This is a genomic window from Methylobacterium sp. AC690 (assembly GCF_979256535.1).
Genome location: NZ_CEEDOX010000004.1, coordinates 156,371 through 180,978 on the forward strand (window position 1 = coordinate 156,371; position 24,608 = coordinate 180,978).

Sequence of the window (24,608 nt, forward strand, 5' to 3'; positions counted from 1 at the left end):
CGGGCGGGCGACGGCCGCGGCGGTGATCCTGCCGCGGCCCGCGCGACCTGCCGCGACCCCCGATGGCCCGAGGCCGCCGGGGGTCGTTCGCGTTCAGCTGTGCGCCAGCACGGCCAGCAGCAGCAGGGCGATGATGTTGGTGATCTTGATCGCCGGGTTCACGGCGGGGCCGGCCGTGTCCTTGTAGGGGTCGCCGACGGTGTCGCCGGTCACCGCCGCCTTGTGGGCCTCCGAGCCCTTGCCGCCGTGATGCCCGTCCTCGATGTACTTCTTGGCGTTGTCCCAGGCGCCGCCGCCCGAGGTCATCGAGACCGCGACGTACAGGCCGGTGAGGATGACGCCGAGGAGCATCGCCCCCACCGTGGCGAAGGCCTGGCTCTTGCCGGCGATCGCCTGGATCACGAAGAACAGCACGATCGGCGACAGCACCGGCAGCAGCGACGGCACGATCATCTCCTTGATCGCCGCCCGGGTGAGCATGTCGACGGCGCGGCCGTAATCCGGCCGGTCGGTCCCCTGCATGATGCCGGGCTTCTCCCGGAATTGCCGGCGGACCTCCTCCACCACGGCGCCGGCCGCGCGGCCGACCGCGGTCATCGCCATGCCGCCGAACAGGAACGGGATCAGGCCGCCCAGCAGCAGGCCAACGACGACGTAGGGGTTAGAGAGTGAGAAATCGACCGTCACGCCCTGGAAGAAGCGGTACTGAATCGGGCTCGCATTGGCGATGAAGTAGTTCAGGTCGGAGGTGTAGGCAGCGAAGAGCACCAGGGCACCGAGACCGGCCGAGCCGATGGCGTAGCCCTTGGTCACGGCCTTGGTGGTGTTACCGACCGCGTCGAGAGCATCGGTGGACTTGCGCACGTCCGGCGGCAGGCCCGCCATCTCGGCGATGCCGCCGGCATTGTCGGTCACCGGCCCGAAGGCATCGAGGGCCACGATGAAGCCGGCGAGCGCCAGCATGGCGGTGACCGCGATGGCGATGCCGAAGAGCCCAGCCAGCGAGTAGGTGCTGATGATGCCCGCGACGATGACGAGCGCGGGCAGCGCGGTGGATTCGAGCGAGATGGCCAGGCCCTGGATCACGTTGGTGCCGTGGCCGGTGACGGAGGCGTCCGCGATGGACTTCACCGGCCGGAAGTTGGTGCCGGTGTAGTACTCGGTGATGACGACGATCAGCGCCGTGATGACGAGGCCGATCACGGCGCAGCCGAGGAGGCCGCCGGAGGTGAAGGTGACGCCCGCATTGGTGGTGAAGGCGGTGCCGAAGCCACCGAACAGGGCGTAGTTCACGCCCGCGATGGCCACGATCGACAGGGCGCCGGCGGTGACCAGGCCCTTGTAGAGCGCGCCCATGATCGACTGGTTGGCGCCGAGCCGCACCGCGTAGGTGCCGGCGATCGAGGTGAGGATGCACGAGGAGCCGATGGCCAGCGGATAGAGCAGCATCGCCTCGAGGACGTTGCGTCCGGCGACGTCGGTCTGGCCGGAGAAGAAGATCGCCGCGAGCACCATGGTGGCGACCACGGTCACCGCGTAGGTCTCGAACAGGTCCGCCGCCATGCCGGCGCAGTCACCGACGTTGTCGCCGACATTGTCCGCGATGGTGGCGGGGTTGCGCGGATCGTCCTCCGGGATCCCGGCCTCGACCTTGCCGACTAGATCGCCGCCGACATCGGCACCCTTGGTGAAGATGCCGCCGCCGAGCCGGGCGAAGATCGAGATCAGCGAGGCACCGAAGCCCAAAGCCACCAGGGCGTCGATGACGTCGCGGCTGGCGGGCGACAGGCCGGCGACGCGGGTGAGATAGCCGTAGTAGAGCGCCACCCCGAGGAGCGCGAGGCCGGCCACGAACATGCCGGTGACGGCGCCCGACTTGAAGGCGACGTCGAGGCCGCCGCCGAGGGACGTGGAGGCCGCCTGCGCGGTGCGGACATTGGCGCGCACGGAGACGTTCATGCCGATGAAGCCGGCCGCCCCCGACAGGACTGCGCCGATCAGGAAGCCGATCCCCACTTTCAGCCCGAGGAAGTAGGCGAGGGCCACGAACAGCACGAGACCGACGATCGCGATGGTGGCGTATTGGCGCCGGAGATAGGCCTGCGCACCCTCGGCGATCGCCCCCGCGATCTCCTGCATGCGCTGCGTGCCGGCGTCCCGCTTCATCACGTCGTTGATCGTGAGGATGCCATAGGCGACGGCGCACAGCCCGCCCAGGATGATAAGCAACAAAGCTGTCATTCGACCGTCCTTGATTGGCGATGCCCGTGCGGGTCTGTCGTGGCGTTGTTAGACTTCGTGGCCGTGGTTTCCGTGCGTGCGCAGCGCTTCGTGCGTGCGAAGGTCATCGTTCGCGCCAGCGTCTCCGCTGCGCGTCATGTTGCTGTTGTTGTGCATCTCCTCCCAAGGAATGCCTCCTCTGAGTGCCAAACTTCACCGGCGCTGGCAAATGCTGCTTAGCTTTTTCAGGCGCGAATAGTTGTGCGTCGCAGCATTCGCGGCGATCGGCATCAGTTGTCGCGGGAGTAGCAGTCCGCTCGCGACCGTCGGGACCGGCGCCGCGCGGAGGCGCCGGCGTCTCAGAAGTGGCTGAAGGAGCCGGTTCCGAGCGCGTGCGGCGTGCCGTCGGCGTCGTGGAAGACCGGCGCCGCGGAATCGGCCGTGACCGTGCCGATGCAGGTCAGGGGCGTTCCGGCGGCGGCGGCTGCCGCCAGGCAGGCGTCCAGGTTCCCGGGTGCGACGGCGCAGAGGATCTCGTAATCATCGCCGCCCGTCACGATCGGGGTCAGGAGGGCCGGCTCCCGTGCCAGGGCCCTCGCGGCGGCCGGCGAGAGCGGGACGCGGGCGAGTTCGATCCGTGCGGAGCGCCCCTCCCCCTTCAGCATCTTGGTCAGATCCCCGGCGAGACCGTCGGAAACGTCCATCGCGGCCCGGGCGTAGCGGCGCAGGACCGTCGCGAGGCCGATGCGCGGGCGGGGATGCCAGTAGCGATCGATGAGCGCGTCGCGATCCGCCGCGCCGAGTGCGCCCGCCCAGGCCGGCGCATCGGGTCGGCGCAGGATCAGGCCCAGGGCCGCATCCCCGATGGTGCCGCTGACGCAGATCCGGTCACCGACCTGCGCCGTCCCGCGCCGGACGATCCCGCCCGCCGGGACTTCGCCGATCGCCGTCACACCGATGAGCGCCGGGCCGGCGGCCCGCACGGTATCGCCGCCGAGGAGGTCGAGGCCGAACGCCGCGAGGCCATCGGCGAGGCCGGCCGCGAAGGCGGCCAGCCAGGCCTCGGTCCAATCATCGGGCAGGGCCAGGGTCAGCAGGATGCCGCGCGGACGTGCGCCCTTGGCGGCGAGGTCCGAGACGTTGACGCCGAGGGCCTTGCGCGCGATCGAACCCGGTGGATCGTCGGGAAAGTAGTGCACCCCGGCCACGATGGCGTCGGCCGTCAGCACGAGGTCGCAGCCGGGACTGGGCGACAGGGTGGCGGCGTCGTCGCGCAGGCCGTCCGCTCCGGGGCCGGCCAGGGGCGCGAAGTAGCGTGCGATCAGCCCGTCCTCGTCGGGCCGAGCCACGGGGCTCAGGCCCGGCCGGAAGCCGGCAGGCCGGCGAATTCGTTGCCGCGCACGTCCCGGGCCACCTTGTCGAGGACGCCGTTGACCATGCCGGGCTCGTCGCCGCCGTAGAAGCTGTGGGCGACGTCGACATATTCGGAGATGACGACCCGGGCCGGCACGTCGCGGCGCGACATGAGCTCGTAGGCACCCGCCCGCAGGATGGCACGCAGCACCGCCTCGATGCGCTTGAGCGGCCAGCCCGCGGCCAGTGCCCCGTCCAGGATCGGATCGATGGCGCGCTGCTCATCGACGACACCGCGCAGGAGGTCGCGGAAGAAGGCGATCTCGGCGGCGGGATGCTCGATGCCGTCCACCTCGCGGCCGATCCAGAAGGTCTCGAACTCGGCGAGCGCCTCGATCACGCCCTTGCCCGAGATCTCCATGTCGTAGAGCGCCTGCACGACGGAGAGGCGCGCGCCGCTGCGTTCGGCGGTCTTCATCCCGGGGTCGTTGGCCATGATGCTCAATCCTCTCCGACCGACGCCGCCGACGCGTCGCGCTTCAGCGACAGCACCGCGAGCGCGGCCTCGGCGGCACCGCCGCCCTTGTTCAGTTCGGCGACCCGGGCGCGGGCCTGGGCCTGCGCTTCCGTCTCCACCGTCAGGATGCCGTTGCCCAGCGGCAGGCGCAGGGTGACGGACAGGTCCATCAGGGCCCGTGCGCTCTCGCCCGCGACGATGTCGTAATGCCCGGTCTCGCCGCGGATGACGCAGCCGAGCGCCACGACGGCGTCGTAGGGCTGGCCGGCGCGGGCCGCGGCCTCGACCAGGATCGCGATGGCGGCGGGAATCTCCAGGGCGCCCGGCACGGTCACCACCGTGGCCACGGCTTCGGCTGCCGCCAAGGCGCCCTCCGCACCGGCCAGGAGCTCGTCCGCGAGATCTTCGTAGTAGCGGGCCTCGACCACGAGGACGCGCGCGCCCTTGACGTTGGCGGGAGCGTGGCGGGAAGCGTAGGCGAGCGAAACCATCGAGGGGCCTTCACGGGACACGGTCGGCGGACGGCACAGCGGCCGGGACCGGGCGCGCCCGCCGGGACCCCGGGGGATCCGTCGGCGCGCAAGGCTCGACCGGCCGGACGTGTCCTGCGCCCGCAGGCGCGAGCGATAGACCCTGGGCGGCTTGGCGACAAGCACGGCCCCCGCGAATCGGGGCTCCGGGCCGCGGCTGCGTTCAGGCCTCGACCGCGGCCCGGCTCTCGGACAGGCGCGCGGCGTAGCGGGCGATGAGGTCGACCTCGAGGTTGAGCCCGTCCCCGGCCCGCCGCTCGCCCCAGGTGGTCACCGCCAGGGTGTGCGGGATGAGGAGCACCGAGAACAGGGCGCCATCCACCGTGTTCACCGTCAGCGAGGTCCCATCGAGGCAGACGGAGCCCTTCTCGGCGATGAAGCGTGCGAGCGGGGCCGGGGCCCGCAGCGTGAACCGGTCCGAGGGGGCCCATTGCGGATCCCCCGCGCCGCCCGTGACGGGATCGCGGGCAACCAGTTCGGCGAGGCCGTCGACGTGGCCGGTGACGAGGTGCCCGCCGAGCTCGTCGCCGATCTTCAGGGAGCGCTCGAGATTCACGCGACGTCCCTCGCGCCAGGTCCCCACATGGGTCCGAGCCAGCGTCTCGGCCGCGGCATCGACGGCGAAGATGCAGCCCTCCGCCGTCGGCTCGACCGCGACCGCCGTGAGGCAGGGACCCGAGCAGGCGATGGAGGCGCCCAGCGCGATCGTGGCCGGATCGTAGTGGGAGCGGATGCGGATGCGGCGCAGGCGATCGTCGCCGGCGACCGACACGACCTCTCCGACATCCGTGACGAGACCGGTGAACATCTCAGGCGCTCCGCTCGTAGGTGACGGCCCGGTCGGGACCGAACAACCGGGATTCGACGATCCCGAGATGGTGTTCGTCGAGCCGATTCTGAAGCACCGGGCCGATGGCCGGCAGGCCGCCGGTGTCTCCGAGCCGCCCCGGGCCGGTGATGAGGGTGAAGACGTCGACGAGGTCGGCGCCCGCCAGAGCATCGGCGAGGTGCGGGCCGCCTTCGCAGCAAAGCCGCGTCACGCCCCGCTCGGCCAGCGCCCGCAGGGCGGCGTGCAGGTCGACCTGTCCCGCGCCGTCGGCATCGACGCCGATCACCTCGACGCCGAAGGACGTCAGCATGCGCTTGGCGTGGACCGGCGCGCGACGCGTGGTGAGGATCAGGGTCTCCACGTCGCGGGCGCTGCGCACGAGCGTGGTGGAGGGCAGCAGGCGCAGGCTCGAATCGAGCACGACGCGCAGGGGCGAGCGATCCGACAGGCCGGGCAGCCGGACCGTGAGGGAGGGATCATCGGCTCGCGCAGTGCCGATGCCGACCAGGATCGCATCCGCGTGCGCCCGCCAGAGATGCACGGCGCCGTCGGCGATGGGCCCGGTGATCCGCAGGCGCTCGGCCGGCGCGCCTGCAAAACCATCCTGGGTCTGGGCGAGCTTGAGGTGCAGGCTGGGCCGACCCCGCGTCACGCGGGTGACGTGCCCGCGATGATCGCGGGCGGCCTCTTCCGCCAGGACGCCCGTGGTCACCGCGATGCCGGCGGCGGCCAGGAGGCTGTGGCCGCGTCCGGCGACCCGCGGATCGGGATCTTCCAGGGCCGTGACGACGCGGGCGATGCCGGCCGCCACGATGGCGTCGGTGCAGGGCGGGGTACGGCCGTGGTGGGAGCACGGCTCGAGGCTGACGTAGAGCGTTGCGCCGCGGGCCACCTCCCCCGCCATGGCGAGGGCGATCGGCTCCGCGTGCGGGCGACCGCCGGGGGCCGTCGTGCCCTGCCCGACGATCCGCTCCGCGCCGGGCGGACCCGCCACCACCACGGCGCCCACGGAGGGGTTCGGCCAGGTGCGTCCGAGATTGCGGTGCCCGAGGGCGAGCGCGAGGCGCATGTAGCGGCGGTCGGTCTCGCCCCGGCCCAGGGTCTTCACCCCGGCGGTCTCCATCCCGGCGGTCTCCATCCCGACGGTCTCCATGCCTTCGTCCCTCACGCCCGCGACTTCGGCTGGCGCTTCGGCCGGAGCGGCGTGACCATCGCGGAGAGATCCTCGGCCGGCTCCTCGGTCGCGGTTCCGCCCTCCCCGCGCGGTGCCCCCGTGCCCGTCGCGGCGGCCGGATCGGACAGGGTCCCGAGCAACGCCTTGAAGTCGCTGGCCTCGCGGAAATTCTTGTAGACCGAAGCGAAGCGCACGTAGGCGACGTCGTCGAGCCCCTTCAGGCCCTCCATCACGAGTTCGCCGATGGCCTCGCTGCCGATCTCGGCCTCGCCGCTGCTCTCCAGCTGCCGGGTGATGCCGCTGACGAGGCGCTCGATCCGCTCGGGGTCCACCGGGCGCTTGCGCAGGGCGACGCCGATCGAGCGCTGGAGCTTGTCGCGGTCGAAGGGCACGCGCTTGCCCGAGCGCTTCAGCACGGTGAGTTCCCGCAGCTGCACGCGCTCGAAGGTGGTGAAGCGCCCGCCGCAATCCGGGCAGACCCGGCGCCGGCGGATCGCCGCCGCGTCGTCGCTCGGCCGCGAATCCTTCACCTGGGTGTCGGGACCGCCGCAATAGGGACACCGCATCGGACGGACACCTGGGAAGAAGGAGCGTTGGAAAAGGCAACGGCCGCGGACCCGATGGTCCGCGGCCGTTGCATGGCATGGTGGGGGGCGCCGGTTCAAGCGTCCCCGAGCGCCCGTGGGCGGGGCGTTGCGCCTCAGCCGTAGATCGGGAACCGGTCGGTCAGGGCGTGCACCCGCTGCTTCACGCTCGCCTCGACCGCGGCATCGCCCTCATCGCCCTTGGCCACGAGGCCATCGAGAACCTCGACGATGAGGCTGCCGATCTGCTTGAACTCGGCGACGCCGAAGCCGCGCGAGGTGCCGGCCGGGGTGCCGAGGCGGATGCCCGAGGTGATGGTGGGCTTCTGCGTGTCGAACGGCACGCCGTTCTTGTTGCAGGTGATGTCGGCGCGGCTGAGGGCCGCTTCCGCCGCCTTGCCGGTCAAGCCCTTGCTGGTGAGGTCGACCAGCATGAGGTGGTTGTCGGTGCCGCCCGAGGTGATGTTGTAGCCGCTCGTCATCAGGGTGTCGGCCAGCGCCTTGGCGTTCTCGATCACCTGCTTGGCGTAGATCTTGAACTCGGGCTTGAGCGCCTCGCCGAAGGCCACGGCCTTGCCGGCGATGACGTGCATGAGCGGGCCGCCCTGGATGCCGGGGAAGATCGCCGAGTTGAACTTCTTGGCCAGCGCCTCGTCGTTCGTCAGGATCATGCCGCCGCGCGGGCCGCGCAGGGTCTTGTGGGTCGTCGTGGTGACGACGTGGGCGTGCGGGAACGGCGACGGATGCACGCCGGCCGCGATCAGGCCCGCGAAGTGGGCCGCGTCGACGAAGAAGTAGGCGCCGACGGCGTCGGCGATCTCACGGAACTTGGCGAAGTCCCAGTGGCGCGGGTAGCCGGAGCCGCCGGCGATGATCACCTTGGGCTTGTGCTCGTGGGCGAGGGCCTCGACCTGCTCCATGTCGATGCGCTGGTCGTCCCGGCGCACGGTGTAGGAGACCGGCTTGAACCACTTGCCGGAGACGTTCGGGGGGGCGCCGTGGGTGAGGTGGCCGCCGGCCGCGAGGTCGAGGCCGAGGAAGGTGTCGCCCGGCTGCATCAGGGCCAGGAACACGCCCTGGTTCGCCTGGCTGCCGGAGTTCGGCTGCACGTTGGCGAAGCCGCAGTTGAACAGGCGCTTGGCGCGATCGATGGCCAGGTTCTCAGCGATGTCGACGAACTGGCAGCCGCCGTAGTAGCGACGGCCCGGATAGCCCTCGGCGTACTTGTTCGTCAGCACCGAGCCCTGCGCCTCGAGAACCGCGCGCGAGACGATGTTCTCGGAGGCGATCAGCTCGATCTCGTGCTGCTGGCGGCCGAGTTCCTGGGCCACCGCCTGGGCGATCTCCGGATCCGCGTCCGCGAGGGGAGCAGCGAAGAAGGTGTTGGAGAAGTGCTTGTCGGCAGCAGTACCGGCGCTCATGGAAAGCCTCGATTGTTGAACGGGCGGACGCACCCGTAATCCGCTGGCGTTGGCGGGCGGGCGTTCGAAGGCTGGATTACTACACGCGACGAGTTCCGAGGCCAAGCACAGGCATTTTTTTGCGTGTGCTCAAAAAAATTCAGCACAGAGCGCGGCACGCGGAGTCGACGCGACAACAACCCGTGTCGTGGCGTCGCATACACGAGGCGAAAAGGACCGCATGACGCAACACAGCCCGCAGAATGCAAGGAGGCCCGCAGAATGCAAGGAGGCCCGCACAATGCAAGGAGGCCCGCACCTGGGGGTGCGGGCCTCGAGCGTCAGCGGATGCGAAACCGGTGAGGAAACTCAGTTCTCCTCGTCGCCCGGCTCGAAGCTCTGGACCTGCTCGGCGCTGGCGACCGGGGTCGGGGCCGAGAGGGTCGAGGGCACGTTCACGCCGTCACGCTTGTAGATGTCGTCGCGGAACTGGACGAGGCCGTCCGGGGTCGACCAAGCGGTGATGTAGGTCCAGTAGACCGGCACCGGGGTCGACAGGGTGGCGTCGACGCGCTTGCCGCTCTCGATGGCCTGCTCGACCTGCTCGCGGCCCCAGCCGGGCGTGTCCTTGAGAAGCCAGGTGATGTACTCGCGCACGTTCTGCACGCGGACGCAGCCCGAGGAGATGAAGCGGAAGTCGTCGCCGAACACGCCCTTGGTGTTCGTGTCGTGCATGAACACGCCGTAGGGATTCGGAATGTTGATGCGCACGATGCCCATCGAGTTGAAGTCGGCGCCCGAATCCTGGCGGTAGCGGTAGCGCGTGCCCTCATCCGAGTTCCAGTTCACCGAAGCCGGCGAAATCTCGGTCTCACCCGAGAAGATGCGGATCTTGTTCTCGGTGAGGTAGGTCGGGTCCTTCTGCATCTTGGGGATGAGGTCCTTCTTCACGATGGAAGCCGGGACCGTCCAGAAGGGATTGAAATTGATCTGCGTCGCCTTGGTGTTCATGATCGGCGACTGGCGGTCGATCTTGCCGACGCCGGCGGCGTGCAGGGTCACGACCTGGCCGTTCTCCACCGTCTGAACCAGGGCGGCGGGGATGTTGGTGATGACGAAGCGGTTGCCGAGGTTGCCGGCATAGGAGCGCAGGCGGACCACGTTGATCTCGAGCTGGTGCAGGCGCACGTCCGCCGGCACGTTCATGGCTTGCTGCGTGGTGAGGCTCATGGCGCCGGTCTGGCTCAGCCCGTGCCGGGCCTGGAAGCGCTTCACGCCGGCCGCCACGTAGGAATCATAGACGCCCGAACCGCCGGAGGCCGGGTCGAGATCGCCCGTGACGATCAGGCGCTGGCGCAGGGCGGCCACGGCCGGTCCCTTAGCGCCGACGCGCAGGCGATCCGCGCCCGAGACGGGCTTCCAGCCGCCGCGATTGACGATGTCCCGGTAGCGCTCGATCATCTGCTCCGTCGCCGCCACGGTCTGGGGCGACAGGATCGGGGTCGAGGAGCGCTGCACCTGCATGGCGGCGGGCGAGGCGTAGTCCTGCGCCCACTCGGCCTGGGCGAAGCCGCCGGCCTCGCGCGCCGTCGCCGACTGGCCGATGACGGCCGCCGATGCGAGCAGCGCGAAGCCGAGCGCGCGAGTGTGGAAAGCCTGATTCAGCATCGGACGTGAACTCTGATCTGATTTACGAAGTGACGTGCGGTGTCGTCGGTCCCGGCGATGCGCGCCGAGGTCTTGGAACACCCCCTGTCACGACCGTGTCGGGGTACGGTTAAGAACTCATGGGGACCCGGCCACATTGTGGCACGGCGCGGCTTATCCCCGTGATCCCCCGACACATCCTCTCGACTGCGGCTCGTGTGCCACAGCACTGTGTCGCACCGTGTAATCGGCATGGCGAAACGATGGCCGATGGCGTAAGCCGAACGACGATGACGCTTCCGGCGAAACAAGCTGGCCACGGAGGGTGGGCCCCGCTGCGCGCGATCACTGCGGTGGTCGCGCTCTATGCGTTCGTTCTCCACGCCGTCCTCAGTGGACTCGTTCCCCTGCCCGTCTCCACCGCGCACGGCATCCTCTGCCTTGGGCCGATCGACGAGTCCGGTCCCGGCGCGCCCGATTCGACCCACGCCCATCACCAGCCCTGCTGCACCGTGGCCGGGTCGATGCTGCACGCGGCATTGCCGGAGGTGTCGGCCCGCACCATCGTCTGGCCGGTCCGCGCGACGCGCCGGGTCGCCTGGCAGCGCGAGGCATCCGTGTCCGCACGCGGACCGCCGGGCACGATTCCCCATCCTCGAGGTCCACCCGCCGTCTGATTCGATCGCCGATTCCCGATCCCGTCAGACCTGGACCTTTCGATGAACCGCATCCCCCGGGCCGAGCTCTTCGCAGGCCTTCTCCTCACCCTGTCCGCCACCGCCTCCCTCGCGCACGCCACCCTGGAGCGCAAGGAAGCGAGTCCGAATGCCGGTTACCGCGGCGTCGTGCAGATCACCCATGGCTGCGACGGCCAGCCGACAAACCGCGTCAGCGTCACCATTCCGGAGGGCGTGATCGGTGCCAAGCCGATGCCGAAGCCCGGCTGGACCGTGACGACCGAGAAGGGCCCCTACGCCCGGGCCTATCCGTATTACCACGGGGATATCCGTGAGGGCGTGAAGACCATCACCTGGACCGGCGGCAGCCTGCCCGACGAGCAGGTCGACGAGTTCACCTTCCTGGCGCGGGTCAGCGACGCCTTCACACCCGGCAGCACGGTCTACTTCCCCGTCGAGCAGGATTGCACCGCGGGGCAGTACCGCTGGCGCGAGATCCCGGCCGCGGGGCAGGATGCCCATGCGCTGAAGTCCCCCGCCCCCGGCGTCCGTATCGTGGCCGCGGCTTCCAGCCCGGCCCGGGCGGAGGCATCGAGCGTGAAGGCCGGCGATCTCAACATCGAGACGCCGTGGATGCGCGCGACGCCCGGCGGCGCCAAGGTGGCGGGCGGCTATGTCCGCGTCACCAACACCGGCAGCCAGGCCGACCGTCTCGTCGGCGCCTCGATCCCCCTGGCGGGACGTGCCTCGATCCACTCCATGACCATGGAGGGCGGCGTGATGAAGATGGCTCCCGTCGAGGGTGGCCTCGTGATCAAGCCGGGCGAGACGGTGGAGCTGAAGCCCGGCGGCCTGCACCTCATGTTCGAGGATCTCGCGAGTGGCCCCAAGGCCGGCGAGACGGTCCCGGGTACGTTGCGCTTCGAGCGGGCCGGCACCGTGCCCGTCAGCTTCAGCGTGGCGCCGATCGGCGCCATGAAGCCGGGTGCACCCGCGGCCGCCGCAACGGCACCGGGCCCTCACGAGCACTGACGTCGCGGATTCCCGGATCCCGGGACATCCAGGGCGGAGCTGATCCCGCTGACGGCGACCGGACCGACGCCGAGCCGCGTCCGTCGTCAGACCGTCCCGACCCGCTTGATCCGCCGCGCACGCTTCCGCGCGGCGTCCCCCACCCCACCCCATCCTTCTCCCATCGGGATCATGCCCGGCCCCTTCGCGCAAAGGCGAAGCGCGGGCCCATGGTCCGGAGCCTGTCCCATGCCCGCTCCCCAAAGTGTGTCTGCCTCCCCCGATCTGTCCGCATGCCCTTCACCGCGGCGCGAGGGCTGCGCCCTCGCTCTCCTGGGGGGCGCCTCGCTCCTGACCCTCGTCGTCTGCGCGACGCCGGCCGCCGCCGAGGAGACGGCCGCCGCGACCTTGTCCGAACTCAGTATCGAGGGGGCCTCGGCCGGCTCCCTCACGGTGCCGAGCGTTGAAGCGCAGCGCGCCGCGGTGAACGCCACCGTCGGCTCCGTCGCGTTCGTCGATGCCAAGGACTTCCAGGACCGCTACGCCAATACGCTGCGCGACACCCTCAAGGACGTGCCCGGCGTCTACGTGCAGGAGCGCTACGGCCAGGAGCTCCGCCTGTCGGTGCGCGGCTCGGGCATCGCGCGCGGCTTCCACCTGCGCGGCCTCGAGTTGCTTCAGGACGGCATCCCCCTGAACCTCGCGGACGGCAGCGGCGACTTCTACCAGGTCGATCCCCTGGGGCTGCGCTCGATCGAGGTCTATAAGGGCGGCAACGCCCTGACGTTCGGGGCGACGACCCTGGGCGGGGCGATCAACGTCGTCACGCCCACGGCCCAGACCGCCTTCGCGCCGAATATCCTGCGCATCGACGGCGGCGCCTTCAACACGATCCGCGAGAACTTCCAGGTCTCGCGGATCTCCGGCCCGGTCGACCTTCTCGTCAACGGTACGATCACCAATTCCGACGGCTATCGGGACCACGAGACCCAGCGGACGCAGAACTTCAACGCCAATCTCGGCTACCAGCTCGCGCCGGGCGTCGAGACCCGCTTCTATGCCGGCATCTACCTGACCGACCAGAAGCTCCCCGGTACGCTCAGCCTCTTCAATGCCCTGAACAATCCGACGCTCGCCAACCCGTCGGCGATTTCCGGCAACCAGTCCCGGAAAGTCGAGACCGAGCGGATCGCCAACCGCACCTCGTTCCTGCTCGATGTCGGCAAGCTCGACATCGACACCTGGGCGATTCACAAATCGCTCTACCATCCGATCTTCCAGGTCATCGACCAGGACGGCTGGACCTACGGGATCGCCCCGCACTGGGCCGGGACCTTCGACATCGCCGGCTATCGGAACGACCTGATCCTCGGCCTGCGCGCCTTCGCCGGCCAGAACTCGGCGCTCCAGTTCGTCAACGTCGCCGGCCAGCGCGGCGCCCAGACGCTGCGCGCGGTGCAGAGTGCCTCGAACTACGAAGCCTATGGCGAGAACCGGTTCTGGTTCCTGCCGGACGTCGCGCTGATGGCGGGCGCCAAGGCATTCTCCTCGAACCGGACCTACAGCAACAAGGGCGGCTTCTCGGGCACCAATGCGTTCCCGTCCTCGGCCAACGAGACCTATGCGGGCATCAACCCCAAGGTCGGCCTGCTCTGGCAACCCCTACCGGACCTGCAGGTTTTCGGCGACATCACCGGCTCGCGCGACGTGCCGGATTTCTCCGACCTCGTGCAGCAGAACACCTTCAACACCACCTTCGTGCCGCTGCGGGCCCAGCGCGCCGTGACCTACGAGGCGGGAACCCGCGGCCGGATCGACCGGCTTTCCTGGGATGTGACCCTCTATCGCTCGGAGATCCGCGACGAGCTCATCAACTTCTCGATCAATCCTGGCCTCAACATCCCGGCCGCGACCTTCAACGCACCCCGAACTCGCCACCAAGGTGTCGAAGCTGCCGTCTCCCTCGACTTGGCCCGCGACCTGATCGGATCCGGCGACAACGTCGTGGTCTCGCAGATCTGGACCCACAACGACTTCCGCTTCATCGCCGACCCGATCTTCGGCGACAATCAGATCGCCGGCATCCCCCGCGACGTGCTGCGCACCGTCCTGACCTATCGCAACCGCGAGGGCTTCCATGTCAGCCCTTCCGTGGATTGGGTGCCTCAGGGTGCCTTCGCCGACCATGCCAACAGCCTGAAGGTGCCGGGCTATGCCCTGCTCAACATCCAGGCTGGGTACGACTTCCAGAACGGCGTCTCGGTCTTCGTCGATGCCCGAAACCTGACCGACGCCCGCTACGTCTCGGACATCTCCGTCGTCACCGACGCCCGGACCGTCGCGGGCGGCGCGGCGGCGTTCTATCCGGGCGTCGGCCGCAGCATCTTCGGCGGCATCCGCGCCGGGTTCTGATCGGGGAAGCGGGTCGCCGGATGAGGGTGCGCCTTTCCTGCGCGCCCGCTAGAAGCGCGCGATGACTGAGGGTTTCCCCAATGCATGCCCCCCCGGCGTGCCGGCACCGGAGCAGCACCCGGATGTGCATGTCGGCCGAGACGGCACGCTCTTCCTGACCGGCGGCACCAATTCCGTGCTGTGCCAGTATCGCGATCCGGGGCTGCCCCGTGCCACCCTCTGGCGCTGGCGCCGCATCCTGGAGGCGCGGGTGCGGCGCTGCGCCGGTCTCGGCACCCGCTACGCCCACGTGGTGGCGCCGGAGAAGCTCACGATCGACCCGCAGGCCTGCGAGGCGCTCGCCCTCGATCCCGCGCGTGCGCCGGTCCTGCGCCTGGAGCGCTGGCTCCGTTTCTCGCCGGCCCGGCGCCACTGGATCGACCTGGTACGGCCGTTCCGGGCCCGCGTCGCCGAGGTGCCGCTCTATTGCAGGACCGACAGCCACTGGACCTTCGCCGGGTATCTCCTTGCCTACGGTGAGATCTGCCGGCATCTCGGCCTCGCCCCGCGCCAGGATATCCTCCAGCGCCGGATCGGCTCACCTGCGCCCTATGCCGGCGATCTCGGCCTGAAGTTCGATCCGATCCGCAGCGAGACGGTGGACTCGTGCCTGTTCGAGACCGCGGCGCGGCGCATCCATGCCAACAGCCTCGTGACGGCGTTCGAGGCCGAGGGCCGGGGCCAGGCGGCCCATATCGGCGCCCACGTGATCTACCGAAACGACTCGTCCGAGGCCGACCCGCGCCGGCTGGTGTTGTTCGCCGATTCCTACGGCCACCACACGTCGACCCCGCATACGGGCAGCCTGACGCCGCTCCTCGCCGACACCTTTCGCGAAGTTCACGTCCTGTGGTCGACGAGCATCGACTGGGGCTACCTCGCGCGGGTGAAGCCGGATTTCGTGGTCTCGGAGATCGCCGAGCGCTTCATGATCGAGCTGCCCCAGACCGGCTTCAACATCGAGAAGCTCGCGGATCTCGCCCTGGCGCGTAAAGCGGGCTGAAACGACGAACGCCCCGGAGAAGTCTCCGGGGCGCGCTGTCGATCGATGGCGGTTCGCGAAGGGTGTGTGGGCCTAGTAGAGCCCGCCGGCCTGGGCGGCACGATCGGCGTCCGGCGGAACCGCGGCCGGGGCGCCGGAGGACTGTGCCGGGGCGGCGACATAGGCGTCGGGCGGGGCGGTGCCGGGCTTGAAGGCTTCGAGGATGGTACCACCACCCTCGCCCGAGCCGGCGCGCATGCCCGAGGCGGCCGAGACGCGGATCAGCTTGATGCCCGGGGGCACGCGGAACGGCGTCGGCGGCTTGTCCTTGAGGGCCTGCTTCAGGAAGTCGAGGGCGATGGGGGCTGCGAGACCGCCGCCGGTGGCCCGATCGCCCAGGGAGCGCGGCTTGTCGAAGCCGAGATAGACGCCCACCGCAAGGTCCGGCGAGAAGCCGACGAACCAGGCATCCTTCGCGTCGTTCGTCGTCCCGGTCTTGCCGGCGAGCGGCTTGCCGACCTGCTTGAGGATGGTGGCGGTGCCGCGCTGGACCACGCCTTCCATGATCGAGACCATCTGGTAGGCGGTCAGCGGGTCGAGGACCTGCTCGGAATCGTCCACCAGCTTGGGCTCGTCCTGGCCCGACCACTTGTCCGCGTCGCAGCCGAGGCATTTGCGGGTGTCATGCTTGTAGATGGTCTCGCCGACGCGATCCTGGATGCGGTCGATGAGGGTCGGGCGGATGCGCCGACCACCATTGGCGAGCATCGAGTAGGCGGTGACCATGCGCATGACGGTGGTCTCGCCGGCACCGAGCGACATCGGCAGCACGGGGAGCATATCGTCGTAGACACCGAAGCGGCGGGCATATTCGGCGATCAGCGGCATGCCGACATCCTTGGCCAGCCGAACCGTCATCAGGTTCTTCGAGTGCTCGATGCCGTAGCGCAGCGTGTGCGGGCCGCCCGACTTGCCGTCGTAGTTCGACGGCGTCCAGGCCTCCTGTCCGGGGCCCGCCTCGATGGTGATCGGCGAATCCTGCACAATGGAGGACGGGGTGTAGCCGTTATCCAGGGCTGCCGAGTAGACGATCGGCTTGAAGGACGAGCCGGGCTGGCGCATCGCCTGGGTGGCCCGGTTGAACTGGCTCTCGTCATAGGAGAAGCCGCCCACCATCGCGTGCACGCGACCGGTATAGGGGTCCATCGCCACGATGGCCCCGGAGACCTCGGGCCGCTGGCGCAGGCGGTACTGGTTGCGGCTCGTATCCGTCGCCTCGACGTAGACGACGTCGCCGGCATTGAGCGCCGCGGCGGGCGAGCGCCCGGTCCAGCGGGTGCCCTCGGCCGTGATCGTCCCGGTCTCGCGGTCCTTCGAGACCTGCCCCGAGGCTTCGCGGCGCGGCTGCAGCCCGATCTGGGCGGAGCCGCCATTGGTGTTCAGCACCACGGCGAGCCGCCACGGCGCGACGTCGCCGAGACCGGGCACTTCGGCCACGGCGAGGCCCCAGTCGCGACCGACGAGATCAACCTTGGCCTGCGCGCCGCGCCAGCCGTGCGACTGGTCGTAGCGAACCAGGCCGTCCACCAGGGCCTTGCGGGCCCAGGACTGCATCTTCGGATCCAGGGTGGCGCGGACCGAGAGGCCGCCCTCGTAGAGCTTCTTCTCGCCGTAGCGCTCGGCGATCTCGCGCCGGACCTCTTCCGTGAAGTAGTTCGCGTTGGCCGCGTTCGCGAACGCGACGCGCGGATTGACGCCGAGGGGCATCTTGCGGGCCGCCTCGGCCTCTTCCTTGGTGATGTACCCGTTCTGGGCCATCAGGCCGATGATCTCGTTGCGCCGATCAAGCGCCTTCTGGGTCTGACGATAGGGGTGGTAGTTATTCGGCCCCTTCGGCAGGGCGGCGAGGTAGGCCGCCTCGTTGATCGTCAGTTCGTGAACCGACTTGCCGAAATAATCGAGCGCCGCCGCCGCGACGCCGTGCAGGTTGCGCCCCGGCACGATCGTCCCGAGGAAGATCTCGTTCAGGTAAAGTTCGAGGATCTTGTCCTTCGAGTAGGCGGCCTCGATCCGGAAGGCGATCAGCGCCTCCTTGGCCTTGCGCTCGAAGGTCTGCTCCGGGGACAGGAGGAAGTTCTTGGCGACCTGCTGGGTGATGGTCGAGGCGCCCTGCTTCTTGCCGCTCTTAAAGTTCGTCAGCGCGGCGCGCACCAGACCCTCGGGATCGACGCCGCCGTGCTTGTAGAAGTTCTTGTCCTCGGCCGAGAGGAAGGCCGCGACGACGATCTTCGGCATGGCCTGGATCGGCAGGTAGAGCCGCCGCTCGCTGGCGTACTCGGCCAGCAGCGAGCCGTCCGCCGCATGGACGCGGCTCATCACGGGCGGCTCGTAATTGGCGAGCGCGGCGTGATCCGGCAGGTCCTGGCTGAATTTCCAGTAGAAGAACGCGGCCGCCGCGGCGGCGATCACGAAGACCATCGCGCCGACGCTGAACAGGAAGCCGAAGAAACGAAGGATGAAGCGCATCCGGGTCCCGTCCGTCGATGATCCACCGCCGCCGGCCGGCCGCGACAGCACCCGCCATGATGGCGCGAGCCTCTTCGGACCGTGTCCCATTCCGAAATGCAAGAGTCCCGCCGCGTGAAATGCGGTCGAGCCCACGATGTCGGCGGCGTTCGCTCAAGCGCGCCGCGATCAATCCTGCCGAGACCATCGGCATCGGTGTGACCGGAGCGCTGTGAGCCCCGGTTTCACACGCATTCTATGGTGAAACTGGGGCGATTGCGGCCGAGCGACGGGGCGGCTGCGGACGGGTCAGCGACGTCCGGCTGCCGAAGAACGCATCGATCGCCTTGGCCATGCCTCCGGTCACCTCGGCGCGCCAACCCTCCGATTGCAGCAGGTCGAGGTCGTGTTTGCTGGACAGGTAGCCGAGTTCCACCAGCACCGAGGGAACGTCGGGCGAGCGAAGAACCTGGAAGCCGGCCTCGCGGTGGGGCTTGGCACTCATCTCCATGACCGGACCGAGATGGGTCATCAGCCGCTTGGCGAACCCCGACGAGAACGTCCGGGTCTCGCGCAGGGTGAGTTCCTGGAGGATGTCGGCGACATGGCCGGGCCCCTCGTTCGATTCGGTGCCAGCCGCCGCGTCCGCGCGGTTCTCGCGCTCGGCGAGCTTGGCCGATTCGGCGTCGGTGGCCTTCTCGGAGCCCGTGTAGATGGTGGCACCGCGCACCTGGGGCGCCGACGAGATCGAGTCCGCATGGATCGAGACGAAGAGGTCGGCCTTCGCCTCGCGGGCTAGGCGGACGCGCTCCGAGAGCGGTACGAAGACGTCACGATCCCGGGTCATCCGCACCCGATAGCGGCCGCTCGATTCGAGGCGGGTCACCAGGGCCTGGGCGAAGCCGAACACGATGTCCTTCTCGAAGACGCCGGTGGCCGCGATGGCGCCGGGATCGGTGCCGCCGTGGCCGGCATCGACCATGATCAGGGGGCGGGCGTCCGTCGGTTCCGGGAGGGTCGCGACCTTGCGCTGGGCCGGTGCCGGATCGCTCGCCACCGAGGCGCGGCGGAAGCCTTCACGATCGCTGCGCTGGAACTCGATGCTGAGCAGCACGGCGCCGTCGCGCGGTCGCGTCACGGTCTCGATCCGGCCGACCGTCGCCGGCTGGGCGAGGTCGACGACGATGCGCGACCGTCCCGGGGCGAAGAGCCCGTAGCGGAAGGAGGCGACCACGCCGTCGCGCTTCCGGCCGGTTTCCGGTCCGAGCTGAAAATTCACTTCCGCCAGATCGATGACCGCCCGATCGGGACGCTCCATCACGAAAGCCTTCGCCTCGATGGCCTTCGAGAGGGTCAGGGTCAGCTTCGTGGTGCCGCTGCTCGTCGCGAGGTCCGCCGCGATGGCGACGGCGGCCTGGGAGGCGGTGCCATGAGCCTTGTCGGTGTCCTGTGCCCGTGCGCCGGTCCCGACGAACGGGCTCGCTCCGGCGCAGGCCAGCGCGAGAAGGACGGAGCGGAGAAGGCGGGCGCGTCTCGGCATCGTTCCGGCAATCATCCCCGTGAGCACGGTCACGCCCCGGGGGAGCGTGTCCGCGAGCGGGCTACGGCGTCCGCCAGCCTCTACGGGATACCGACGGGATGGTTAACCGTTCCTCAAAGGCCGCGCTCCACTTCGCCGCCGCTTGTGTCCCGCGGGCGACAGGTCCCGTCGCGGCTGGCGCCGGGGCGATCCCCGGGCCGAGGTCCCGTGTGGGCATGTCAGGTCGCGGCGGCCGATCAAAGATTAAGGACCTTGCCAAAACGTCGCGACGCTCTGTAATGATACGGTCCCCTTCCCGGTGCCGTGCGGTTTGCTCCGCGGCCCGCGGGCGCGGTTCGGCATTGCGTCGAGTCGCCTTCGCAGTCGGTTCCCCGCGTCAGACATGGCGGCATAGCAAGGCCGGGTGGGAGTCGGTTAATTCGGTGGCCTTTTCGGCCGCCGCACCGTTCTGCACATGGCGGCCTGTCCTCGGATGGGCCCATACAGTCTTCGCGAGGTCAGGGAGAGAATGAGCGGACACACAGCATCGGTTGCCGTTGCTCGTGTTCAACGCCTGCGCGTTTCGCGTGGCGGCGCCTTCTCGTCGACCCTGGCCAGGATCAACCCCACGCGCGCCGAGATCCGGCGCCCAACGGCGGTTGGCGGCAATCCCTTCCCCACAGCTTCCGCGACCCCCTTCCCCGGGTCGTCACGGGCACCGATCCGCTGGGCCATAGCGCCCGGACCGGTCGGTGCCCCATCGGGACCGCGCGGTTCGAGGAGAACGACGTCGACCGCCATGTCGAAAGTTCGTCATGGCCAACAACAACAAGATGCTCATCGACGCGATGCACCCGGAGGAGACCCGGGTCGTCACGGTTCACGGGTCTAGAGTCGAGGAATTCGACTTCGAGGCCGCCAACAGGCGCCAGCTTCGCGGCAATATCTATCTCGCCAAGGTGACCCGCGTGGAGCCCTCGCTCCAGGCCGCCTTCATCGAGTACGGCGGCAACCGCCACGGCTTCCTCGCCTTCAGCGAGATCCACCCGGACTACTACCAGATCCCCCTCGCGGACCGTCAGGCCCTGCTCGAGGACGAGGCCCGCGAGGCCGAGGAGCACCGGGAGCGCGAGGAGCGCAAGCCCCGTCGCCGCTCGCGTGGCCGTCGCGATGGGACCTCCGCCAAGAAGGCCCGGACGTCCGAGACCGTGACGTCCGAGGACGTCGGCGCACCGACGCCCGGCGAGGCGCACGACGCCGCGTTCTCCACCGGTGAGACCTCCTTCGACGCGACCTCGTTCGACGCCACCCCGTCCAACGATCCGGCGATCGGCGTCGCCGACGCGCTGCTCGAGGGTGGCCTCGGAAATGCGTCGCCGGCGATCCTGCCCGGCAGCGACGAATCCGCCGATCTGCCGCAGGCCGCCCTGGCGAGCGGCGAGACCTCCGAGGGCGCCGAGCCGTCCGCGCCGGAAGGCCAGTCCTCCGACGAGGCCGGTCCTGTCGGCGCGACCGCCGAGGCACCGGTCGAGCCGGCTGCCGAGCTGGCGCTGGAAGCCGCGCCCATGGGCGAAGCTGTCGCCTCCGAGGATGACGCACCCGTCACCGAGACCCCGTCCGAGGACGAGTCCGAGGAGGACGATGCGGACGAAAGCGACGAGGATTCGGAGGACGACGATTCGGACGACGAGTCCGAAGAGGACGACGACGATTCCGACGAGGATGACGAGGAAGACGACGAGGAGAGCGAGGGCGAGGACGGCGAGCGGCCGCAGAAGATCGCTCAGGTCGGCGGCGATGCCCTGGCCGAGATCCCGGAGCGCCCGCGCACCTATCGTCGCCATTACAAGATCCAGGAAGTCATCAAGCGCCGCCAGATCATCCTGGTGCAGGTCGTCAAGGAAGAGCGCGGTACCAAGGGCGCGGCGCTGACCACCTACCTGTCCCTGGCGGGGCGCTACTCGGTGCTGATGCCGAACACCGGCCGTGGCGGCGGCATCTCCCGCAAGATCACCTCGGCTGCCGATCGCAAGCGCCTGAAGGAAGTCGCCCAGGACCTCGAGGTGCCGGAAGGCATGGGCGTCATCCTGCGCACGGCCGGCGCCTCGCGCACCAAGCCCGAGATCAAGCGCGACTTCGAATATCTGATGCGCCTGTGGGAGAGCGTGCGCGAGCTGACGCTGTCTTCCTCCGCGCCGGCCCTGGTCTACGAGGAAGGATCGCTCATCAAGCGCGCCATCCGCGACCTCTACAACAAGGACATCGACGACATTCTGGTGGCGGGCGATGAGGCCTACCGCGAGGCCCGCGACTTCATGCGCATGCTGATGCCGGGCCAGTCGAAGGTCGTGCAGCCCTACCGGGACTCGACGCCGATCTTCGCGCGCTACGGGGTCGAGCAGCAACTCGACGCGATGTTCTCCACCCACGTCACCCTGAAATCGGGCGGCTACCTCGTCATCAACCCGACGGAAGCCCTCGTCTCCATCGACGTCAACTCGGGGCGCTCCACCCGCGAGCATGACATCGAGGATACCGCCCTGCGCACCAACCTGGAGGCGGCCGAGGAGGTCGCCCGCCAGCTGCGCCTGCGCGATCTTGCCGGCCTCGTCGTGATCGACTTCATCGACATGGAGGAGAAGCGCAACAATCGCGCCGTCGAGAAGAAGCTCAACGAGTGCCTCAAGAACGACCGCGCCCGCATCCAGGTCGGCCGGATCTCGCCCTTCGGCCTCCTGGAGATGAGCCGCCAGCGCATCCGCACCGGCATGCTGGAGAGCTCGTCCCTGCCCTGCACCCATTGCGGCGGCTCGGGCTACGTGCGCGCGACCTCGTCGGTGGCGCTGCAGATCCTGCGGGCGATCGAGGAGTCGCTCCTCAAGAGCACGACCCACAACCTCATCCTGCGCACCCGCACGGAGGTGGCGCTCTACATTCTGAACCAGAAGCGGGCGCACCTGCGCGAGCTCGAAGTCCGCTTCGGCGTCTCCCTGACCATCGCCGCTGACGAGCGCCTCGCCGCCACCTCCGCCTTCCAGCTGGACCGCGGCGAGCCCGCGGTCCGTGCCGAGGGGCCGGTGACGGGCGTGCGTGCCGTGGCGATCAACTCGGCCCTGGAGCCCGAGGAGGATTTCGATCCGGAGATCGAGGAGGAGACCGTCGAGGCGGAGGCCGAGACCGAGGAGTCCGAGGCCGGGGCTTCTGCCGAGGAGACGCGTGAGAAGGCCGCCGATGGCGGCGAGGGCCGCGGTGGACGGCGCCGTCGTCGTCGTCGTCGGGGGGGGCGCCAGGACGCAGGCGAGCAGACCGGGGGCGAGTCGGCGTCGGAGGGCGACGAGGACGGCGAGGGCGACGGCGAGGAGTCCGAGGACATCGCCGCGCAGGCCGAGGGCGACGAGACGGTGGCATCCGCTGAGATCCCCGCGTCCGGCGACGAGGATGGCAGCGGCCGCCGCCGCCGTCGGGGTCGCCGCGGCGGTCGGGGTCGTGACCGCGACGGTCGCGGACGCGACGGCGAGGGGGCTGGCCAGGAGGCCGGGCACCACGGGTCGGAGCATCAGGACCCTGCCCACCAGAGCGGTGATGAGCCGTCCATGGACGATCGGCCGGTCGCTTCGGTCGAGGGCGACGAAGGGGCCGCCGACGCCCCATCCGCGTTCCTCGGCGGCGAGGAGCCGGTGAGTGCCGCGGCTGTGTCCGAGGCGGTATCGCCCGCGGCAACTGAGACTGCTGCGCCGGTCGCCCTGGAAGCACCGGTGGCGATGGAGCCGCAGGCCGAAGCCCCTCGGACGATGGAGCCGGCGCCCGCGCCGAAGCCGGTGCCTGAGCCGGTGGCGGTGGTGCTCACGCCTCCGTCCGATCCGGATCGTCCCAAGCGGGCCGGCTGGTGGTCCCGGACCAAGGCGGCCCTGACGGGCGAGTGATCGTCCGCAACGGATGAATGCGAGCGGGGTGGGTGTCGAGCCCACCCCGTTTCGCGTTTCAGCGCAGCCAAGCCTTGAGGCGCCGCACCGCATCGACGCAATCGGCGTTCGAGCCGGCGAACGAGAAGCGGACGTGGTGGCCGCCGTCCTGCCCGTCGAAATCGAGACCCGGCGTCGCGGCGACCCCCGCCTCGTCGAGCATGCGGCGGCAGAATGCGACCGAGTCATGGGTGAGGTTCGCAACGTCGGCGTAGAGGTAGAAGGCGCCGTCGGCCGGATGCGTCCGGCCGAGGCCCAGCCCCGGGAAGGCGTCGAGGAGCAGCGCTCGGTTGGCGGCGTAGCCCGCGCGCACCGCCTCGACCTCCTCCACGGCGTCGAAGGCCGCCAGTGCTGCGACTTGCGAGAGATAGGGCGCCGAGATGTAGAGGTTCTGTGCCAGTCGCTCGACGGGTCGCGCGAGCCAGTCCGGCACCACCATCCAGCCGATGCGCCAGCCGGTCATGCACCAGGTCTTCGAGAACGAGTTGATGACGATCGCCTCGTCGTCGTAGCGCAGGGCCGTCTCGGTCGGCACGCCGTAGGCGAGCCCGTGATAGATCTCGTCGGAGATGAAGCGCAGGTTGAGCTCGCGGGCCGTGGCACAGAGGTCGGCGAGGCGCGCCGGCTCGATCACGGTGCCGGAAGGGTTGGCCGGGCTCATCACCAGGATGCCGGATAAGTCTTCCCGCTCGTGCAGCGCCCGCAGGGCGGCGCCGGTGGGGGCGAAGCGGTCCGCGTCCTGCAGCACCAGGGGCGCCGGGACGAGGTCGAGGGCGTTGAGCAGGCTGCGATAGGCCGGGTAGCCCGGTTGCGGAACCGCGACGCGGGCGCCGGCATCGAACAGGCCGAGGAAGGCGAGGACGAAACCGGCCGAAGAGCCGGTCGTCACGACGATCCGGCTCGGGGAGACCGTGACCCCGTAGGTCTCGGCATAGTGGCGCGCGATGCGCTCGCGCAGGGCCGGCAGTCCGAGCGCCTGGGTGTAGGGCAACGCGCCGGTCGCCAGGGCGGCCTGTGCGGCCGCGATCACCGCGCGCGGGGCCGGCGCCGAGGGCTGGCCGACCTCCATGTGCACGACGCCCTCCCCGCGCGCCTCGCGGGCGGCGGCGGCCGACATCACGTCCATGGCGAGGAACGGGGCGACGCGAGCGGCGCGTTCGGAGGGCTGGTTCGGGGAGAGGATCAGGGGCTGGCTCATCGACCTCGTCATAGCGGCTGCGCCCCGCCAGGACCAAACCTGCCATTCG

General features: G+C 69.6%; 17 protein-coding genes. 5 read left to right on the forward strand and 12 right to left on the reverse strand.

All coding sequences use genetic code 11. The annotated features are described in order from the left end of the window. Positions 1-93 precede the first annotated feature (93 nt). The 9 genes from AC0IY1_RS06195 to AC0IY1_RS06235 all read right to left on the reverse strand — a co-directional run bounded on the left by AC0IY1_RS06195 (position 94) and on the right by AC0IY1_RS06235 (position 10,275). Positions 94-2,241 carry a sodium-translocating pyrophosphatase gene (locus tag AC0IY1_RS06195; RefSeq protein ID WP_471768467.1) on the reverse strand — a complete coding sequence of 716 codons (2,148 nt, stop codon included), beginning with the start codon at positions 2,239-2,241 and terminating at the stop codon, positions 94-96. Between the two features lie 338 nt (positions 2,242-2,579). Continuing rightward, positions 2,580-3,569 carry a thiamine-phosphate kinase gene (gene thiL / locus AC0IY1_RS06200; RefSeq protein ID WP_471768469.1) on the reverse strand — a complete coding sequence of 330 codons (990 nt, stop codon included), beginning with the start codon at positions 3,567-3,569 and terminating at the stop codon, positions 2,580-2,582. A gap of 5 nt (positions 3,570-3,574) precedes the next feature. After that, positions 3,575-4,051 carry a transcription antitermination factor NusB gene (gene nusB / locus AC0IY1_RS06205; protein WP_055953722.1) on the reverse strand — a complete coding sequence of 159 codons (477 nt, stop codon included), beginning with the start codon at positions 4,049-4,051 and terminating at the stop codon, positions 3,575-3,577. A 23-nt stretch (positions 4,052-4,074) separates the two neighbouring features. Continuing rightward, a complete protein-coding gene (gene ribH / locus AC0IY1_RS06210; protein ID WP_471768470.1) occupies positions 4,075-4,581 on the reverse strand; it encodes a 6,7-dimethyl-8-ribityllumazine synthase in 507 nt (168 codons plus the stop codon). A 202-nt stretch (positions 4,582-4,783) separates the two neighbouring features. Continuing rightward, the gene (locus AC0IY1_RS06215) at positions 4,784-5,428 is read right to left on the reverse strand and encodes a riboflavin synthase (protein ID WP_471768472.1); all 645 of its coding nucleotides are present in this window, start codon (positions 5,426-5,428) and stop codon (positions 4,784-4,786) included. Between the two features lies 1 nt (position 5,429). Continuing rightward, complete coding sequence (gene ribD / locus AC0IY1_RS06220) at positions 5,430-6,518, reverse strand: bifunctional diaminohydroxyphosphoribosylaminopyrimidine deaminase/5-amino-6-(5-phosphoribosylamino)uracil reductase RibD (RefSeq protein ID WP_471768677.1); 1,089 nt, start codon at positions 6,516-6,518, stop codon at positions 5,430-5,432. 95 nt (positions 6,519-6,613) lie between these two features. Continuing rightward, positions 6,614-7,189, reverse strand: coding sequence for a transcriptional regulator NrdR (gene nrdR / locus AC0IY1_RS06225; protein WP_471768474.1), 576 nt, complete (start codon positions 7,187-7,189; stop codon positions 6,614-6,616). Positions 7,190-7,323: 134 nt separating this feature from the next. Then, on the reverse strand, positions 7,324-8,628 hold the full coding sequence (gene glyA / locus AC0IY1_RS06230; protein WP_055952431.1) for a serine hydroxymethyltransferase: 1,305 nt from the start codon (positions 8,626-8,628) through the stop codon (positions 7,324-7,326). A gap of 348 nt (positions 8,629-8,976) precedes the next feature. Continuing rightward, positions 8,977-10,275 carry a L,D-transpeptidase family protein gene (locus AC0IY1_RS06235; protein ID WP_055952428.1) on the reverse strand — a complete coding sequence of 433 codons (1,299 nt, stop codon included), beginning with the start codon at positions 10,273-10,275 and terminating at the stop codon, positions 8,977-8,979. 332 nt (positions 10,276-10,607) lie between these two features. On the opposite strand from AC0IY1_RS06235, the gene AC0IY1_RS06240 reads away from it, so the two are divergent. The 4 genes from AC0IY1_RS06240 to AC0IY1_RS06255 all read left to right on the forward strand — a co-directional run bounded on the left by AC0IY1_RS06240 (position 10,608) and on the right by AC0IY1_RS06255 (position 15,396). Further along, complete coding sequence (locus AC0IY1_RS06240) at positions 10,608-10,931, forward strand: hypothetical protein (RefSeq protein ID WP_471768475.1); 324 nt, start codon at positions 10,608-10,610, stop codon at positions 10,929-10,931. Positions 10,932-10,973: 42 nt separating this feature from the next. Beyond that, entirely contained in the window at positions 10,974-11,963 is a 990-nt protein-coding gene (locus AC0IY1_RS06245; protein WP_471768477.1) for a DUF1775 domain-containing protein, read from the forward strand. Between the two features lie 228 nt (positions 11,964-12,191). Beyond that, a complete protein-coding gene (locus AC0IY1_RS06250) occupies positions 12,192-14,354 on the forward strand; it encodes a TonB-dependent receptor family protein (protein ID WP_471768478.1) in 2,163 nt (720 codons plus the stop codon). A 61-nt stretch (positions 14,355-14,415) separates the two neighbouring features. Further along, positions 14,416-15,396 carry an alginate O-acetyltransferase AlgX-related protein gene (locus AC0IY1_RS06255; RefSeq protein ID WP_471768479.1) on the forward strand — a complete coding sequence of 327 codons (981 nt, stop codon included), beginning with the start codon at positions 14,416-14,418 and terminating at the stop codon, positions 15,394-15,396. Positions 15,397-15,468: 72 nt separating this feature from the next. On the opposite strand, the gene AC0IY1_RS06260 is transcribed toward AC0IY1_RS06255, so the two are convergent. Both AC0IY1_RS06260 and AC0IY1_RS06265 read right to left on the reverse strand, forming a co-directional pair. Continuing rightward, positions 15,469-17,901, reverse strand: a complete 2,433-nt coding sequence (locus AC0IY1_RS06260) for a penicillin-binding protein 1A (RefSeq protein WP_055952417.1) — start codon at positions 17,899-17,901, stop codon at positions 15,469-15,471. A gap of 235 nt (positions 17,902-18,136) precedes the next feature. Continuing rightward, the gene (locus tag AC0IY1_RS06265) at positions 18,137-19,420 is read right to left on the reverse strand and encodes an N-acetylmuramoyl-L-alanine amidase (RefSeq protein WP_471768480.1); all 1,284 of its coding nucleotides are present in this window, start codon (positions 19,418-19,420) and stop codon (positions 18,137-18,139) included. 794 nt (positions 19,421-20,214) lie between these two features. Here AC0IY1_RS06265 and AC0IY1_RS06270 point away from each other — a divergent pair. Further along, complete coding sequence (locus AC0IY1_RS06270; RefSeq protein WP_471768481.1) at positions 20,215-23,322, forward strand: Rne/Rng family ribonuclease; 3,108 nt, start codon at positions 20,215-20,217, stop codon at positions 23,320-23,322. A 58-nt stretch (positions 23,323-23,380) separates the two neighbouring features. Here the strand turns inward: AC0IY1_RS06270 and AC0IY1_RS06275 are convergent, their stop codons facing one another. Further along, on the reverse strand, positions 23,381-24,559 hold the full coding sequence (locus tag AC0IY1_RS06275) for a pyridoxal phosphate-dependent aminotransferase (RefSeq protein ID WP_471768482.1): 1,179 nt from the start codon (positions 24,557-24,559) through the stop codon (positions 23,381-23,383). Positions 24,560-24,608: the final 49 nt, after the last annotated feature.